Genomic DNA, 14906 nt, shown 5'->3' with positions numbered 1-14906 from the left:
AACTGCCTCTCTTCTTGGCAAGAAGAAGAAATCAGCAGCTTCTGAAATGGATTTAGAAGACTAAGTCCCAAAAATCGGCTAAAATGAAATTGTTGATATCATTTTAGCGACGAAAACAAGAACCCCGGATGGCTCAAGGCTATCTGGGGTTTTTGCCTCTTTGTCAACTGTGGAGAGTGACATCTAATTAAGCATGAGAGAGAAGCAGATTGCTTCTCTCTCTTTTGTAACATTCAAAGTGACGAGAATCGTCATTCTAAAATTTTTGAAATTTTGAAAATCAAATACTATACATCTTATATCCTTGCTGATTGTCTCCAACTTGATATTGGAATCAAAAGGGATGGACTTCCATTTCTAAACGTTCTAAAGAACTTAATGATATCTCGCTAGTTATTAATCACCGCCAAAGAGAATATCTGGATCACAAGACAGCTTTTAAAGTACTTAGGAATAAGGGGTAAAAATATTACACTACGCATTGCATATCCCTAACGAAATAGATAAAAATCTAAAATTTGTAGAGAAAATAATATAATTTCGACCTTTTGTGACAGGAATTGCTTGACTAAATAAAACTAAAGCTGTATAATAAGGCAAATATCTAAAACAGGAGGTTCTGGAAATGAAAAAGTCTAAGGCCAAGTATCTGACACTGGCAGGTGTCGTGTTAAGCGCGGGTATCCTACTAAGCGCATGTGGGAACTCAGCAAGTTCATCTAAAACATATAACTATGTCTATTCTAGTGATCCATCTAGTTTGAACTATCTAGCAGAGAACCGTGCAACAACCAATGATATCGTTACCAATCTGGTAGATGGTTTGATGGAAAATGACCAATACGGAAACTATGTTCCATCATTGGCAGAGGATTGGACCGTTTCTAAGGACGGTTTGACTTATACCTACAAACTTCGTAAAGATGCCAAGTGGTATACATACGAAGGTGAAGAATACGCCCCTGTAACTGCTCAAGACTTTGTGACAGGTTTGAAATATGCGGCAGATAAAAAATCTGAAGCCTTGTACTTGGTTCAAGATTCTGTAGCAGGTTTGGATGACTATATCAACGGAAAAACAACTGACTTTTCAACTGTCGGTGTTAAGGCGATTGATGACCAAACAGTTCAGTACACTTTGACTCGACCAGAACCTTACTGGAATTCTAAAACAACTTCAACCATTCTCTTCCCTGTCAATGCTGATTTCTTGAAATCAAAAGGGGATGATTTTGGTAAGGTTGATCCTTCTAACATTTTGTACAATGGACCTTTCTTGATGAAGTCCTTTGTTTCAAAATCCGTCATCGAATACAAGAAAAATCCGAATTACTGGGATGCTAAAAATGTCTTTGTGGACGATGTGAAATTGACCTACTATGATGGAAGTGACCAAGATGCCCTAGCACGTAACTTTACAGAAGGAGTATACAGCTACGCACGTCTCTATCCAAATAGCTCAAGTTTTGAAGGGATTAAAGAGAAGAATAAGGACAATATCATCTACAGCATGCAAGATGCCACTTCTTTCTACTTGAACTTTAACCTAGATAGAAAATCTTATAATTTCACTTCTAAAACGACTGACATCGAAAAGAAATCTACCCAAGAAGCAGTTCTGAATAAAAACTTCCGCCAAGCTATCAATTTTGCCTACAACCGTACGGCCTATGGGGCACAATCTCAAGGGGAAGACGGAGCAACGAAGATTATTCGTAACCTAGTTGTACCTCCTACATTTGTAAGTATCAACGGAAAAGACTTTGGTGATGTTGTTTCCGAAAAGATGGTCAACTATGGCCAAGAATGGCAAGGAATCAACTTTGCTGATGCTCAGGATCCTTACTACAATCCTGACAAGGCTAAAGCTAAGTTTGCGGAAGCTAAGAAAGAACTAGAAGCCAAGGGTGTTCAGTTCCCAATTCACTTGGATAAGACTGTTGAAATGACCAATAAGTCAGAAATTCAAGGGATTAGTTCAATGAAACAATCCATCGAATCTATTCTTGGAACTGAGAACGTGGTTATCGATATCCAACAACTGTCAACAGAGGATTATGATAGCTCTGGTTATTTAGCTCAGACAGCAGCCCAGAAGGATTTTGACCTTTACAATGGTGGTTGGAGTGCTGACTACTTAGATCCGTCAAGCTATCTTGATATTTTTAATGTTAATAGCGGAGGTATGTTGCAAAACTTTGGTTTAGAACCAGGTGAGGTCAATGACAAGGCTAAGGCAGTTGGACTTGATACCTATACTCAAATGTTGGAAGAAGCCAATAAAGAGCAAGATCCAGCAAAACGTTATGAAAAGTATGCTGAAATTCAAGCTTGGCTCGTTGATAGTGCCCTTGCTATTCCAAACGTTTCCCTTGGTGGAACACCTAGCTTGAGAAAGACAGTTCCATTCTCTGCACCATTCTCACAAGCTGGAAATAAAGGTGTAGAGTCATACAAGTATCTTAAGTTGCAAGATAAGACGGTGACAACTGCTGAGTATGAAAAAGCTAAAGAAAAATGGCTGAAAGAAAAAGAAGAGTCAAATAAAAAAGCCCAAGAAGAATTGGCAAAACACGTTAAATAATCAGTCTATTCAACAGGAAAAGCGATAGTTTCTCAAGGAACTATCGCTTTTATATAGTTTGAAACTATAACTAGCTCTTGAAAAGAAGAAAATGAGTTGGCGAAAATAAGTGGTACAATAGTTACTATAGATTTGGAGGTATTGTATGAGCAAAGAACTACACATCAACACAATTTTGGCCCAGGCGGGAATCAAGTCAGATAAGGCAACAGGTGCCTTGGTGACTCCACTTCATTTTTCAACAACTTATCAGCATCCAGAGTTTGGCCAGTCTACTGGATTTGACTATACCCGCACTAAAAACCCAACTCGCAGTAAGGCGGAGGAAGTCTTGGCTGCAATCGAATCAGCAGACTATGCCCTAGCGACGAGCTCAGGTATGGCTGCGATTGTACTGGCCTTTAGTATCTTTCCAGTAGGAAGTAAAGTCTTGGCTGTGCGCGATCTGTATGGGGGTTCTTTCCGTTGGTTCAACCAAGTGGAGCAAGAAGGCCGTTTCCATTTTACCTATGCTAATACTGAAGCAGAGTTGATTGCTGAGCTGGAAAATCATGTGGATGTTCTCTACATCGAAACGCCAACCAATCCTTTGATGTTGGAATTTGATATTGCAAAACTAGCAAAACTAGCTCATGACAAGGGGGCTAAAGTAGTCGTAGACAATACCTTCTATAGTCCGATTTACCAACGACCAATCGAAGATGGTGCAGATATTGTTCTTCATTCGGCTACCAAATACCTAGCAGGGCACAATGATGTTTTGGCTGGGGTAGTTGTGACTAATAGTTTAGAACTATATGAACAACTGTTTTACAATCTCAATACAACAGGTGCTGTCTTGTCACCATTTGATAGTTATCAGTTGATTCGTGGTCTTAAGACCTTGTCTCTGCGTATGGAACGTTCTACAGCGAATGCTCAAGAAGTGGTTGCCTTTTTGAAGGATTCTCCAGCAGTCAAGGAAGTTCTCTATACTGGTCGTGGGGGAATGATTTCCTTTAAAGTAGTGGATGAGAAACGTATTCCTCATATTTTGAACAGCCTCAAGGTCTTCTCTTTTGCTGAGAGTTTGGGTGGGGTAGAGAGTCTGATCACCTATCCGACGACGCAGACCCATGCGGATATTCCAGCAGAAGTGCGCCATTCTTATGGATTGACAGATGATCTTTTGCGTTTGTCTATTGGGATTGAGGATGCTAGAGATTTGATTGCGGACTTGCGCCAAGCCTTGGAAGGATAAGATAGATATGGGAAAATATGATTTTACAAGCCTGCCCAATCGTTTTGGGCATCATACCTATAAATGGAAAGAGGCGGAAGCTGATCGAGAAGTTCTACCAGCCTGGATAGCGGATATGGACTTTGTAGTTTTGCCTGAGGTTCGACAAGCCGTACAAACCTATGCGGATCAGTTGGTCTATGGTTATACTTATGCAAGCGACGCTTTGATTCAGTCGGTTCAAGAATGGGAAGCCAGTCAACACGGGTATCACTTTGACAAAGATGCTCTCGTTTTTATCGAGGGAGTGGTGCCAGCTATTTCAACAGCTATTCAAGCCTTTACAAAAGAAGGTGAGGCTGTCCTGATTAACACACCGGTCTATCCACCTTTTGCCCGCAGTGTCAAACTGAACAATCGCCGATTGATTACCAATCCTTTGGTGGAAAAGGATGGGCTGTTTGAGATTGACTTTGATCAGCTGGAGAAGGATATGGTGGGAGAGGATGTGAAGCTTTATATCCTCTGCAATCCCCACAATCCTGGGGGCCGTGTGTGGGAAAAGGAAGTGTTGGAAAAGATCGGAAATCTCTGCCAAAAACACGGTGTTTTGTTGGTTTCGGATGAGATTCACCAAGATTTGGCCCTCTTTGGTCACAAACACCAGTCTTTTAATACCATTGATCCAGCTTTTAAAGACTTTGCCCTTATCTTGAGTAGTGCCACTAAGACCTTTAATATTGCTGGAACGAAAAATTCTTATGCGGTGATTGAAAATCCTAAACTTCGAGCGGCTTTTCAGAAACGTCAGTTGGCCAATAACCAGCATGAAATTTCAGGTTTGGGGTATTTGGCGACAGAAACTGCCTATCGATATGGAAAGGATTGGCTAGAAGAACTCAAGCAAGTCTTTGAAGACCACATCAATTATGTGGTGGATGTTTTGGGCAACGAAACTAAGATTAAGGTCATGAAACCGCAAGGAACCTACTTGATCTGGCTGGATTTTTCAGCCTATAACCTAACTGATGAGCGCTTGCAAGAGCTTTTGAGAAATGAAGCTAAGGTCATCTTGAACAGAGGTTTGGACTTTGGGGAGGAGGGAACTCTTCATGCCCGCCTCAATGTAGCCATGCCGAAGTCAGTATTGGAAGAGGTTTGTCAACGCATCGTGACCACTTTTTCTACACTTTAAAAATCCAGCCTTCTAGGAGAAAAGTCTTCCTAGAAGGCTATTTTCATAGGGGAAAATGTGGTATAATGAAGAGATAAGATAAAGGGGTAACTATGGCTAAATTGATTCCAGGAAAGTTGCGTATGGAGGGTGTTACTCTCTATGAGACAGGCAAGATTGAGATTATCAAGGAAAAGGGGAATCGCCTCTATACTCGTGTGGCGGGAGAAGACTTGCGCTACAGTTTAGAGGATGATCTTGTTTTTTGTGCTTGTGATTTTTTCCAAAAAAGAGGTTACTGTGTTCACCTCGCAGCGCTCGAGCATTATCTGAAGAACGATGAAGAAGGCCAGGTGATTTTACAAGCCTTAGAAAAAGGACATGAAGAGCAAGAAGAGGTCGAAACCAAGGTTAGTTTTGGTGGAAGTTTTTTGGAGCGCGTTCAACCTCAAAAACGAGAAGAGACTTACACTTTGTCGGCTCAAGGCCAAGTGGAAGCTGGAACCAATCGCCTCCTTTGGACTCTCCGAATCGGTTTAGTTGATAGTCAAAAATATTACGTCATCCGTGATATTCCACTCTTTTTGAAGGTCTTAGTCCACCGAAAGCCATATATGATTGGGAAACACTACGAGAATGACTTGTCTTGGGATGCTTTTGATACAGCTAGTCAAGATGTTCTTACTTTTTTATGTGGCTTGATTGAGGAGGGACTGAGTCAAGTGCTCTTTTTCCCTAATCAAGGTCGTCACCTCTTTTTCCCTCTGACCTTTTTTGAGCAGGGGGTGGAGTTGCTGATGAACTTGGAAGATTTTCATTTCGAACACCAGATAGATAGTTATGCAAATCTCCTCTTTCATGATTTAGATCCGGAAGCGAATCTTTTCTCTTTTTCTGTGCAGGAGTATCCCGATTATTTTGAGATGGAGATTTCTGAGACTGAGCGGGTTAACGTATTCTATGGGGGAGCGGTTCTCTTTCGTAAGGGGAATGTTTATTTCTTGACCCCTAATCAGATAACTCTTTTGAAGGAACTCAAGGAGCTCCCTCGGGAGGAAAGAGGGAGAAAATGCCTCCAGTTTGACAACAGTGATCGTGACCGCCTAGCCGCCTGTCTGCCTTTGTTTGGGCAGCTGGGCACGGTTTCTGCTCCCGAGCGTTTGCAAATTAGACAGTTTTCACCAATCTTTTACTTTAATAAGGAGGATGACGGCCGTATCCGTTTGGATATCCAGTTTGACTATGGAGATGTTAAGGTGACTAGTCATCAACAGCTGGAACAATTACCATTTTCAAGCGATGCCGTTTTGGGAAACCAACTATTTCAAGTCTGTTTAGGGGCTGGTTTTGAGGCTGATTTTCAGTCTTGGAGACAGGCTTTGAAGCCAGAGGCAGTTTATTCTTTCTTTCACCATACGATTCCAGCTTTTGAGAAGTTGGGTCAGGTTTTCTTATCTGATGAGATAAATCAGCTCTACAGCGTCCAAGCTCCTCAGGTTCAGATCGAGTCTAAGAGGGGACTGTTGGAAATCCAGTTTGACTTCCAAGGGATTGCCCAAGAAGAGATTGATCAAGCTCTTAAAGCCCTGACCAGCAATCAGGATTTCTATATCAGTTCTTCTGACCAAGTGTACTTTTTTGATGAGGAAACCAAGCAGATTCGTCAAAATTTACAGGAACTGGGGGTTGAGCTAAAAGATGGTTCTTTTCAAGCTCGGAAATCTCTGGCTTACAGTCTGTCTCAGCTTTTTGAGGGTCGAGACAGGATCTCCTTCTCGGAAGAATTTCAGCATTTAGCTCATGATTTGACTCATCCAGAGGACTTTCCTTTGGGAGATATACGGGTGCAGGCAAGTTTGAGAGACTATCAGGAAAAGGGTGTCCGTTGGCTCCAGATGCTTCATCACTATGGCTTTGGTGGCATCCTAGCCGATGATATGGGACTGGGAAAAACACTGCAAACTATCGCTTTTTTGACTAGTCAGGTGACCGAAGAAAGTCGGGTCTTGATTTTAGCGCCGTCAGGTTTAATCTACAATTGGGCAGATGAATTCAGGAAATTTGCCCCACAGTTGGATTTGGCTGTTGTTCATGGTTTGAAAGCGAATCGAGAAGCGATTCTTTTTGAAAATCACCAAATCTATGTGACTAGCTATGCCACCTTTCGTCAAGACAGCGAGCTTTATCAAGAGATGGCCTTTGATTTTCTCTTCTTAGATGAAGCCCAAGTTATGAAAAATGCTCAAACCAAGATTGCCCAGAGTTTGCGCCAGTTTGTGGTACCAGCAGTCTTTGCTTTATCAGGAACGCCCATAGAAAACCATCTAGGAGAGTTGTTGTCTATCTTTCAAATCGTCCTCCCAGGGCTCTTGCCGAACAAGAAAGAGTTTATGAAATTACCAGCTGAGCGAGTGGCGCAGTTTATCAAGCCCTTCGTCATGAGGCGTAAGAAAGAAGAAGTCCTTACAGAACTGCCTGACCTAATCGAAGTCGTCTATAAAAATGAACTGGAAGACCAGCAGAAGGCCATCTATCTAGCCCAGTTGCAACAGATGCGAGACCGACTAGCCCAAGTGACAGATCAAGAATTCCAGAGAAGTCGGGTAGAAATTTTATCTGGTCTCATGCGTTTGCGCCAAATCTGCGATACGCCAGCTCTCTTTATGGACGATTACCAAGGAGCTAGTGGTAAATTGGATAGTCTCCGAGATTTATTGCTACAAGTGGCTGATGGTGGGCATCGGGTCTTGATTTTCTCACAATTCAAAGGAATGTTGGAAAAAATTGAGCAAGAACTACCAGACTTGGGCTTGACTTCCTTCAAAATCACAGGTTCAACTCCTGCTCAAGAAAGACAGGAGATGACCAAGTCCTTTAACCAAGGAGAAAGAGATGCCTTTCTCATCTCCCTTAAGGCGGGTGGTGTTGGTCTCAATCTAACGGGAGCTGATACGGTTATTTTGGTTGACCTCTGGTGGAATCCTGCTGTCGAAGCACAGGCTATCGGACGAGCCCACCGCATGGGGCAGGAGCAGATGGTCGAGGTCTATCGTTTGATTACCAAGGGAACCATTGAAGAAAAGATCCAAGAACTTCAAGAACAAAAGAAACATTTGGTTTCCCAAGTTTTAGATGGTACAGAGTCGCGTGCGAGTCTCAGTCTGGCAGAAATTCGTGAAATTTTGGGAATTTCTGAAGCCAGCACTTGAAAAATCAAGACAATACGCTATAATGAAGTGTTGAAAGGAAATACAAAATGAAACAAGATCGATTTCCATTGGTGTCAGATGACGAGATCATGCTGACCAAAATGCCAGTCATGGACTTGTACGATGAGTCAGACTTTATTAGCAATATCAGAGGTGATTACCGAGATAAAAATCATTTAGAATGGTCTCCTATCAATGAGGAAGAAACCGTAGTTTCTCCAGTGGTTAAAAAGGAGTCAAAGCCGAGCCCAGAACCTAAAAAAGTTGAAAAAACGTATGCTGAGCTGGCTCGAGAAGAGGCGCGTGCGGACTTGAAGAAGAAACGTTCAGCCAAGTATTTGACTCAGGATGTTAGTCATACCAGACGACACAATGGTTCAACACTTGTTCGTCAAGGAAACCAACCAACAGCACCATTTCAAAAGGAAAATCCAGGTGAGTTTGCCAAGTTTAGCAAAAACTTGATCCAGTCTCACTATATTCTAGCTGAAGAGGTTGGCCAAGTGGCGACTCCAACTCCGAAAACCCAAACGGGAAAAAATAAAAAGAACAACTATGATTTTCTAAAGAAGAGTCAAATCTATAATAAAAAGAATAAGCAAACAGAACAGGAACGTCAGGTTGCCCAAGAGTTGAATCTGACAAGAATCACTGAATAAGGGAGAAAAGCATGTCAAAAACATATCATTTTATTGGAATCAAGGGATCAGGGATGAGTGCCTTGGCCTTGATGTTGCACCAAATGGGGCATAAGGTTCAAGGGTCAGACGTTGAAAAGTACTACTTTACTCAACGTGGACTAGAGCAGGCAGGAATTGCGATTCTTCCTTTTGATGAAAAGAACCTACAAGGTGATGTGGAGATTATCGCTGGAAATGCCTTCCGTCCAGATAACAACGTTGAAATCGCCTATGCAGATCAAAATGGTATCAGCTACAAACGTTACCACGAATTCCTAGGTAGCTTTATGCGCGACTTTGTCAGCATGGGAGTGGCAGGAGCACATGGGAAAACTTCAACGACTGGTATGTTGTCACACGTCTTGTCTCACATCACAGACACCAGCTTTTTGATTGGTGATGGGACAGGTCGTGGTTCAGAAAATGCTAAATATTTTGTCTTCGAATCAGACGAATACGAGCGCCATTTCATGCCTTACCATCCAGAATACTCTATCATCACCAACATTGACTTTGATCATCCAGACTACTTTACAAGTCTAGAGGATGTTTTCAATGCCTTTAACGACTATGCCAAACAAATTACCAAAGGTTTGTTTGTATACGGTGAGGATGCTGAGTTGCGTAAGATCACAGCCAATGCGCCAATCTATTACTATGGGTTTGAAGCTGAGGGCAATGACTTTGTAGCTAGTGATCTCCTTCGTTCTACGACTGGATCAACCTTTACAGTTCATTTCCGTGGACAAGAATTAGGTCAATTCCACATTCCAACCTTTGGTCGTCACAATATTATGAATGCGACAGCTGTTATTGGTCTTCTCTACACAGCAGGATTTGATTTGAACTTGGTGCGTGAACACTTGAAAACTTTTGCAGGTGTCAAGCGTCGTTTCACTGAGAAAATTGTCAATGATACAGTGATCATTGATGACTTTGCCCACCATCCAACAGAAATCATCGCGACCTTGGATGCTGCTCGTCAGAAATACCCAAGCAAGGAAATCGTAGCAATCTTCCAACCGCATACCTTTACAAGAACCATCGCCTTGTTGGATGATTTTGCACAAGCCTTGAATCAGGCAGATGCAGTCTACTTAGCGCAAATCTATGGATCAGCACGTGAGGTAGATCACGGAGATGTCAAGGTAGAAGACCTAGCAAGTAAGATCACGAAGAAAAACCAAGTCATCACAGTTGAAAATGTTTCTCCACTCCTAGACCATGACAATGCTGTTTACGTCTTTATGGGTGCTGGAGACATCCAAACCTATGAGTACTCATTTGAACGTCTCTTGTCAAACTTGACAAGCAACGTCCAATAAGGAAAACCAGATGGAAATTCCAATCACTATAAGGCAAGCCGCCTTATCAGATTTAAATGAAATTTTGGCGATTGAAGAAGCCAATTTTTCATCAGAAGAGGCAGTGAGTCGACAATCCTTAGAAGAGTGTATCCGCAAGTCTGCGGGTACCTTTCTTGTAGCTAGGGATGAAAATCAGCTGGTGGGCTATGTTTTAGGAGAGTCTCAGTCTCTCCATCCCACATGGATAGAAATAAGATCATTAGCTATTCATCCTGACCATCGCGGGCAAGGCTTGGGGACCCTTCTTCTTGCTAACTTGAAACAAATGGCGGTGGAAGGAGGGTATGAGTATCTTCGCTTGACTTGTCCTGATGACTTGCTCTCTTATTTTGAGATGAATGACTTTACTGCGGGAGGATTGCTAGAGGCTTTGTACGCAAGATCTTCGGGATGGGATCTGATTTGGGCCAATCCTTTTTATCAGGAGGAAATATGAAAATCAGACAAGCAAGATTTTCGGATTTAAATCGGATTTTAGAGATAGAGCTAGAGAATTTCTCCTTTGAAGAAGCCATTCCTCGTTCGGTCTTTGAGGCACATTTGCGGGAAATTCAGACCAGTTTTCTGGTAGCTGAAAAAGAGGGGCGTATTCTTGGTTATATCGAAGGTCCAGTCGTCCCACACCGCCATCTACATGATCAGTCCTTTACGGAAGAAGTAGAGGACCATAGCCATCGATCTGGTGGTTATATCTCAGTAACGAGCCTGTCGGTAGCCAAGGAGGCACAAGCTTTGGGCGTGGGAAAAAGACTGTTAAGGGCTCTAAAAGAAGTCGCTTTGGAACATGAACGAGAAGGCATTAACCTGACTTGTCATGATTATCTTATCTCATATTACGAAAAGCATGGCTTTGTTAATGAAGGAATATCCCAGTCAAGCTTTGCTGGGGAAACATGGTATGATATGGTCTGGCAGCCTGAAAATAAAGAAAACTAGCTAGGGAATGCCCTAGTTGGTTGCTTTTCTGCAATTTTTGAGATATAATATTATGGATTGTCAACAAGGAGGTAATACTTTTGTCCGAAAAATCAAGAGAAGAAGAAAAATTAAGCTTCAAAGAGCAGATTTTACGTGATTTAGAGAGAGTCAGAGAGAGAGAAAGAAGGGGGAAAGAAGATGAAAGTCCGACCACCCCAACTCCATCTTCTCAAGTAACTCCACCCGCTCCTTCTGAACAAGAACCAAATCTTGCCACAGAAGGTTTAATGGTAGACTCTCTGTCAACTGTGGATGAAATCCTTAAAAATGCCCCAAGTGTGCCACCACGCCCAAGTTTTGAATCAAGCGAAGTGACAGCACCAGAACCAGAAGAGTCAAAACTAGAAGAGCCCGCACCAGCCAAGATTGATGCTGTAGAGCCTAAAAAGGAAGACAAAGAGTTTAACACTACTCCAACTAAAGTGGCTGTTTCCTATAAAACGGATGACAAAAAAGAAGAATCAGTCCCTCCTGTTGTGGAGAATGTAGTCCCTGCTCCAGTTGAGAAAGTTGATAACCTAGCAGATGCTCCACGACGCAGTCGTCGTGAAGGAACAAAGCCAGCTAAGAAAAAGAAGAAATCAAAAGCTAAAGGTTGCTTGCTTACTTTCCTAGTTCTTCTAGTGCTTGGAGGTATTGGTGGCTTCTTTGGTTATGGATACGTTAAAGAATCCTTGAAACCTGTTGATGCAAGTTCTAAGGACTATGTGACAGTTCAAATCCCGAAAGGTTCAAATGTTCAAGAAATTGGGAGCACTTTGGAAAAATCTGGTCTTGTTAAACATGGACTTATCTTTAGCTTTTATGCTAAATATAAGGGCGCAGACTTAAAATCAGGTTATTACAACTTGAAGAAGAGCATGAGTACGGATGAATTGATCCAAGAATTGCAAAAGGGGGGAACTCCTGAACCACAAGAACCAGCTCTTGCAAGTCTGACAATTCCAGAAGGATATACATTAGAGCAAATCGCTCAAACAGTAGGACAACTTCAAGGTGAATTTAAAGAACCTCTTACTGCGGATGCTTTCTTGGCAAAAGCTCAAGATGAGACCTTTATCTCTCAAGTAGTAGCCAAGTATCCAAACTTGCTTGGAAGTCTACCAACAAAAGATAGCGGGGTTCGTTATCGCCTAGAAGGTTACCTTTTCCCAGCAACTTATACTATCAAAGAAAGCACTACAGTTGAAAGTTTGATTGATGAGATGGTAGCTGCTATGGATAAGGCCTTGTCACCATATTACGCTACGATCAAAGAAAGGAATCTGACAGTCAATGAATTGCTCAGCATTGCCTCACTTGTCGAAAAAGAAGGTGCTAAGACCGAAGACCGCAAGAAAATCGCAGGTGTCTTCTATAACCGCTTGAATGTTGGTATGCCACTTCAAAGTAATATCGCTATCCTATATGCTCAAGGAAAACTTGGTCAAAAGATTAGTTTAGCAGATGACGCTGGAATTGATACAACGATTGATTCACCATACAATGTTTATACACACCTTGGCCTCATGCCTGGACCGGTTGATAGCCCAAGTTCAGATGCGATTGAAGCAAGTGTAAACCAGACAAAGAGTGAGTACTTGTACTTTGTAGCCAATGTAGAAGATGGTAAAGTGTACTTTGCAACGACAAAAGAAGAACATGATCAAAACGTTGCAGAACACATCAATAGCAAACTAACCCAATCAAGTAGTTCAAACTAAAATTATGTGGTTTTCCACATAATTTTGTTTTAAAAACAAATTAAGAAAAGAAAGTTGAGAAAAATGGCAGAAAAAACTTACCCAATGACCCTTGAAGAAAAGGAAAAACTAGAAAAAGAATTAGAGGAGTTGAAACTCGTTCGACGTCCCGAAGTCGTAGAGCGTATTAAGATTGCTCGTTCCTATGGAGACCTTTCAGAAAATAGTGAGTATGAAGCAGCGAAAGATGAACAAGCTTTTGTTGAAGGACAAATTTCAAGCTTGGAAACTAAAATCCGCTATGCTGAAATCGTTAATAGCGATGCAGTTGCCCAAGATGAGGTAGCAATCGGTAAGACTGTAACGATCCAAGAAGTCGGTGAAGATGACGAAGAAGTCTATATCATCGTCGGTTCTGCAGGTGCAGATGCTTTTGCTGGTAAGGTTTCAAATGAGAGCCCGATTGGGCAAGCCTTGATCGGTAAAAAGACTGGTGATACAGCGACCATTGAGACACCAGTTGGTAGCTATGATGTAAAAATCTTGAAGGTTGAAAAAACAGCCTAAATAGGATGAAAAAGGAGTAGTGGAGGTCTTGTCTTGCTCAACTCCTTTTTGGTTTTTTGAATAAATAGGAGACTATATGAGTGAAAATAAGAAGAAAAATAAAATGGAGCGTGGATTAACCAATCGCCACGTTCAGGTGATGGCCATTGCTGGGACAATCGGAACAGGACTTTTCCTAGGTGCTGGTCGTTCTATCAGCCTTACTGGACCTTCTATCATCCTGATTTACATGATTACAGGAGCCTTTATGTTTTTGATGATGAGGGCTGTTGGAGAGATGCTCTACCAGGATCCAGAACAGCATACTTTTATCAACTTTATCACCCGTCATTTGGGGAAAGGCTGGGGGTATTTCTCGGTATGGTCTTATTGGTTGTCTGTCGTCTTTATCGGTATGGCAGAAATCACTGCGATTTCGCATTATGTTCAGTTTTGGTTTCCTAGCTGGCCTAGTTGGTTGATTCAGATTGTCTTTTTAACGATTTTGGCCTTGGTCAATCTGATTGCGGTTAAGCTCTTTGGAGAAGTCGAGTTTTGGTTTGCAATGGTTAAGATTGTGGCTATTTTAGCTATGATTGCAACGGGAGCCTTTATGGTTTTAACTGGATTTGAGACGCCACATGGGGCTGCAAGTCTGGCAAATATCAGCGACCAGTTCTCTCTTTTTCCAAACGGAGTCATGAACTTTGTCATGGCCTTTCAAATGGTATTTTTTGCCTATTTGATGATTGAGTTTATCGGGGTGACAACTTCTGAAACGAAGAATCCTCGTCAAGTTTTACCCAAGGCCGTTAAGGAAATTCCTCTCCGAATTGTCTTCTTCTATGGTGGAGCTCTATTAGCCATTATGTCTATCATTCCCTGGAGAGAACTTGCTTCTTCAGATTCACCATTTGTAACGGTCTTTGAGCTAGCAGGTATCAAGTGGGCGGCAGCTCTGATTAACTTTGTCGTTTTGACGTCGGCAGCGTCTGCTCTTAACTCAACTCTCTACTCAACAGGTCGACACCTCTACCAGATTGCTCATGATTCGCCCAATCGCTTCTTAAAAGCGATTAAGGCAGATACTCTTTCTCGTCACAATGTTCCGCAAAATGCCATCATCGCCTCAGCAATCTTGATTGCTCTGGCTGCCTTTATCAATGTTTTGCCAGGTGTTTCCGATGCCTTTGCTTTGATTACGGCGTCCTCATCAGGTGTTTACATCGCGATTTATATCTTGATCATGGTGGCTCACCTCAAATACCGCAAGTCACAAGACTTCATGGCGGATGGCTACCTCATGCCTCAGTATCGTTTGCTCAATCCCCTAACGATCCTCTTTTTTGTCTTTGTTTTTGTGACTCTCTTTTTGCAAGAGTCTACTTTCATGGGGGCAGTTGGTTCAGCCATCTGGATTATCGGTTTCGGAATTTATAGTCAGTGGAAATTTAGAAAATAAATCAT

The 14906-nt window shown here is 42.0% G+C and carries 11 protein-coding genes; all 11 read left to right on the top strand.

Going from position 1 to position 14906, the window contains the following annotated elements; genetic code table 11:
* Positions 1–625 precede the first annotated feature (625 nt).
* Complete coding sequence (locus tag M1F97_RS08785) at positions 626–2584, top strand: peptide ABC transporter substrate-binding protein (RefSeq protein ID WP_000748530.1); 1959 nt, start codon at positions 626–628, stop codon at positions 2582–2584.
* Between the two features lie 145 nt (positions 2585–2729).
* Positions 2730–3824 carry a cystathionine gamma-synthase gene (locus tag M1F97_RS08780; protein ID WP_247944844.1) on the top strand — a complete coding sequence of 365 codons (1095 nt, stop codon included), beginning with the start codon at positions 2730–2732 and terminating at the stop codon, positions 3822–3824.
* Positions 3825–3831: 7 nt separating this feature from the next.
* Positions 3832–4998, top strand: coding sequence for a MalY/PatB family protein (locus M1F97_RS08775; RefSeq protein ID WP_247944843.1), 1167 nt, complete (start codon positions 3832–3834; stop codon positions 4996–4998).
* Positions 4999–5090: 92 nt separating this feature from the next.
* On the top strand, positions 5091–8186 hold the full coding sequence (locus tag M1F97_RS08770; protein ID WP_247944842.1) for a DEAD/DEAH box helicase: 3096 nt from the start codon (positions 5091–5093) through the stop codon (positions 8184–8186).
* Between the two features lie 47 nt (positions 8187–8233).
* Positions 8234–8845, top strand: a complete 612-nt coding sequence (locus M1F97_RS08765; protein WP_247944841.1) for a cystathionine gamma-synthase — start codon at positions 8234–8236, stop codon at positions 8843–8845.
* Between the two features lie 11 nt (positions 8846–8856).
* Entirely contained in the window at positions 8857–10191 is a 1335-nt protein-coding gene (murC, locus tag M1F97_RS08760; RefSeq protein WP_247944840.1) for a UDP-N-acetylmuramate--L-alanine ligase, read from the top strand.
* Between the two features lie 10 nt (positions 10192–10201).
* Positions 10202–10669, top strand: a complete 468-nt coding sequence (locus tag M1F97_RS08755) for a GNAT family N-acetyltransferase (protein WP_247944839.1) — start codon at positions 10202–10204, stop codon at positions 10667–10669.
* Positions 10666–11169, top strand: coding sequence for a GNAT family N-acetyltransferase (locus M1F97_RS08750; RefSeq protein ID WP_247944838.1), 504 nt, complete (start codon positions 10666–10668; stop codon positions 11167–11169). Before M1F97_RS08755 ends, M1F97_RS08750 begins: the two co-directional genes overlap by 4 nt.
* Before the next feature lie 74 nt (positions 11170–11243).
* Entirely contained in the window at positions 11244–12914 is a 1671-nt protein-coding gene (mltG, locus tag M1F97_RS08745; RefSeq protein ID WP_247944845.1) for an endolytic transglycosylase MltG, read from the top strand.
* A gap of 63 nt (positions 12915–12977) precedes the next feature.
* Complete coding sequence (gene greA, locus M1F97_RS08740; RefSeq protein ID WP_038805600.1) at positions 12978–13460, top strand: transcription elongation factor GreA; 483 nt, start codon at positions 12978–12980, stop codon at positions 13458–13460.
* A 76-nt stretch (positions 13461–13536) separates the two neighbouring features.
* The gene (locus tag M1F97_RS08735; RefSeq protein WP_169446628.1) at positions 13537–14901 is read left to right on the top strand and encodes an amino acid permease; all 1365 of its coding nucleotides are present in this window, start codon (positions 13537–13539) and stop codon (positions 14899–14901) included.
* Positions 14902–14906 lie beyond the last annotated feature (5 nt).

The organism is Streptococcus oralis, from assembly GCF_023110435.1.
In the GTDB taxonomy this organism is placed as follows: domain Bacteria; phylum Bacillota; class Bacilli; order Lactobacillales; family Streptococcaceae; genus Streptococcus; species Streptococcus oralis_CF.
This window is presented reverse-complemented; position numbering and strand designations above follow the sequence as displayed.

Excerpts from the sequence above, each read along its gene's own strand:
- M1F97_RS08785 (WP_000748530.1), top strand. The coding sequence starts at position 626 with ATGAAAAAGTCTAAGGCCAAGTATCTGACACTGGCAGGTGTCGTGTTA.
- M1F97_RS08780 (WP_247944844.1), top strand. The coding sequence starts at position 2,730 with ATGAGCAAAGAACTACACATCAACACAATTTTGGCCCAGGCGGGAATC.
- M1F97_RS08775 (WP_247944843.1), top strand. The coding sequence starts at position 3,832 with ATGGGAAAATATGATTTTACAAGCCTGCCCAATCGTTTTGGGCATCAT.
- M1F97_RS08770 (WP_247944842.1), top strand. The coding sequence starts at position 5,091 with ATGGCTAAATTGATTCCAGGAAAGTTGCGTATGGAGGGTGTTACTCTC.
- M1F97_RS08765 (WP_247944841.1), top strand. The coding sequence starts at position 8,234 with ATGAAACAAGATCGATTTCCATTGGTGTCAGATGACGAGATCATGCTG.
- murC (WP_247944840.1), top strand. The coding sequence starts at position 8,857 with ATGTCAAAAACATATCATTTTATTGGAATCAAGGGATCAGGGATGAGT.
- M1F97_RS08755 (WP_247944839.1), top strand. The coding sequence starts at position 10,202 with ATGGAAATTCCAATCACTATAAGGCAAGCCGCCTTATCAGATTTAAAT.
- M1F97_RS08750 (WP_247944838.1), top strand. The coding sequence starts at position 10,666 with ATGAAAATCAGACAAGCAAGATTTTCGGATTTAAATCGGATTTTAGAG.
- greA (WP_038805600.1), top strand. The coding sequence starts at position 12,978 with ATGGCAGAAAAAACTTACCCAATGACCCTTGAAGAAAAGGAAAAACTA.
- M1F97_RS08735 (WP_169446628.1), top strand. The coding sequence starts at position 13,537 with ATGAGTGAAAATAAGAAGAAAAATAAAATGGAGCGTGGATTAACCAAT.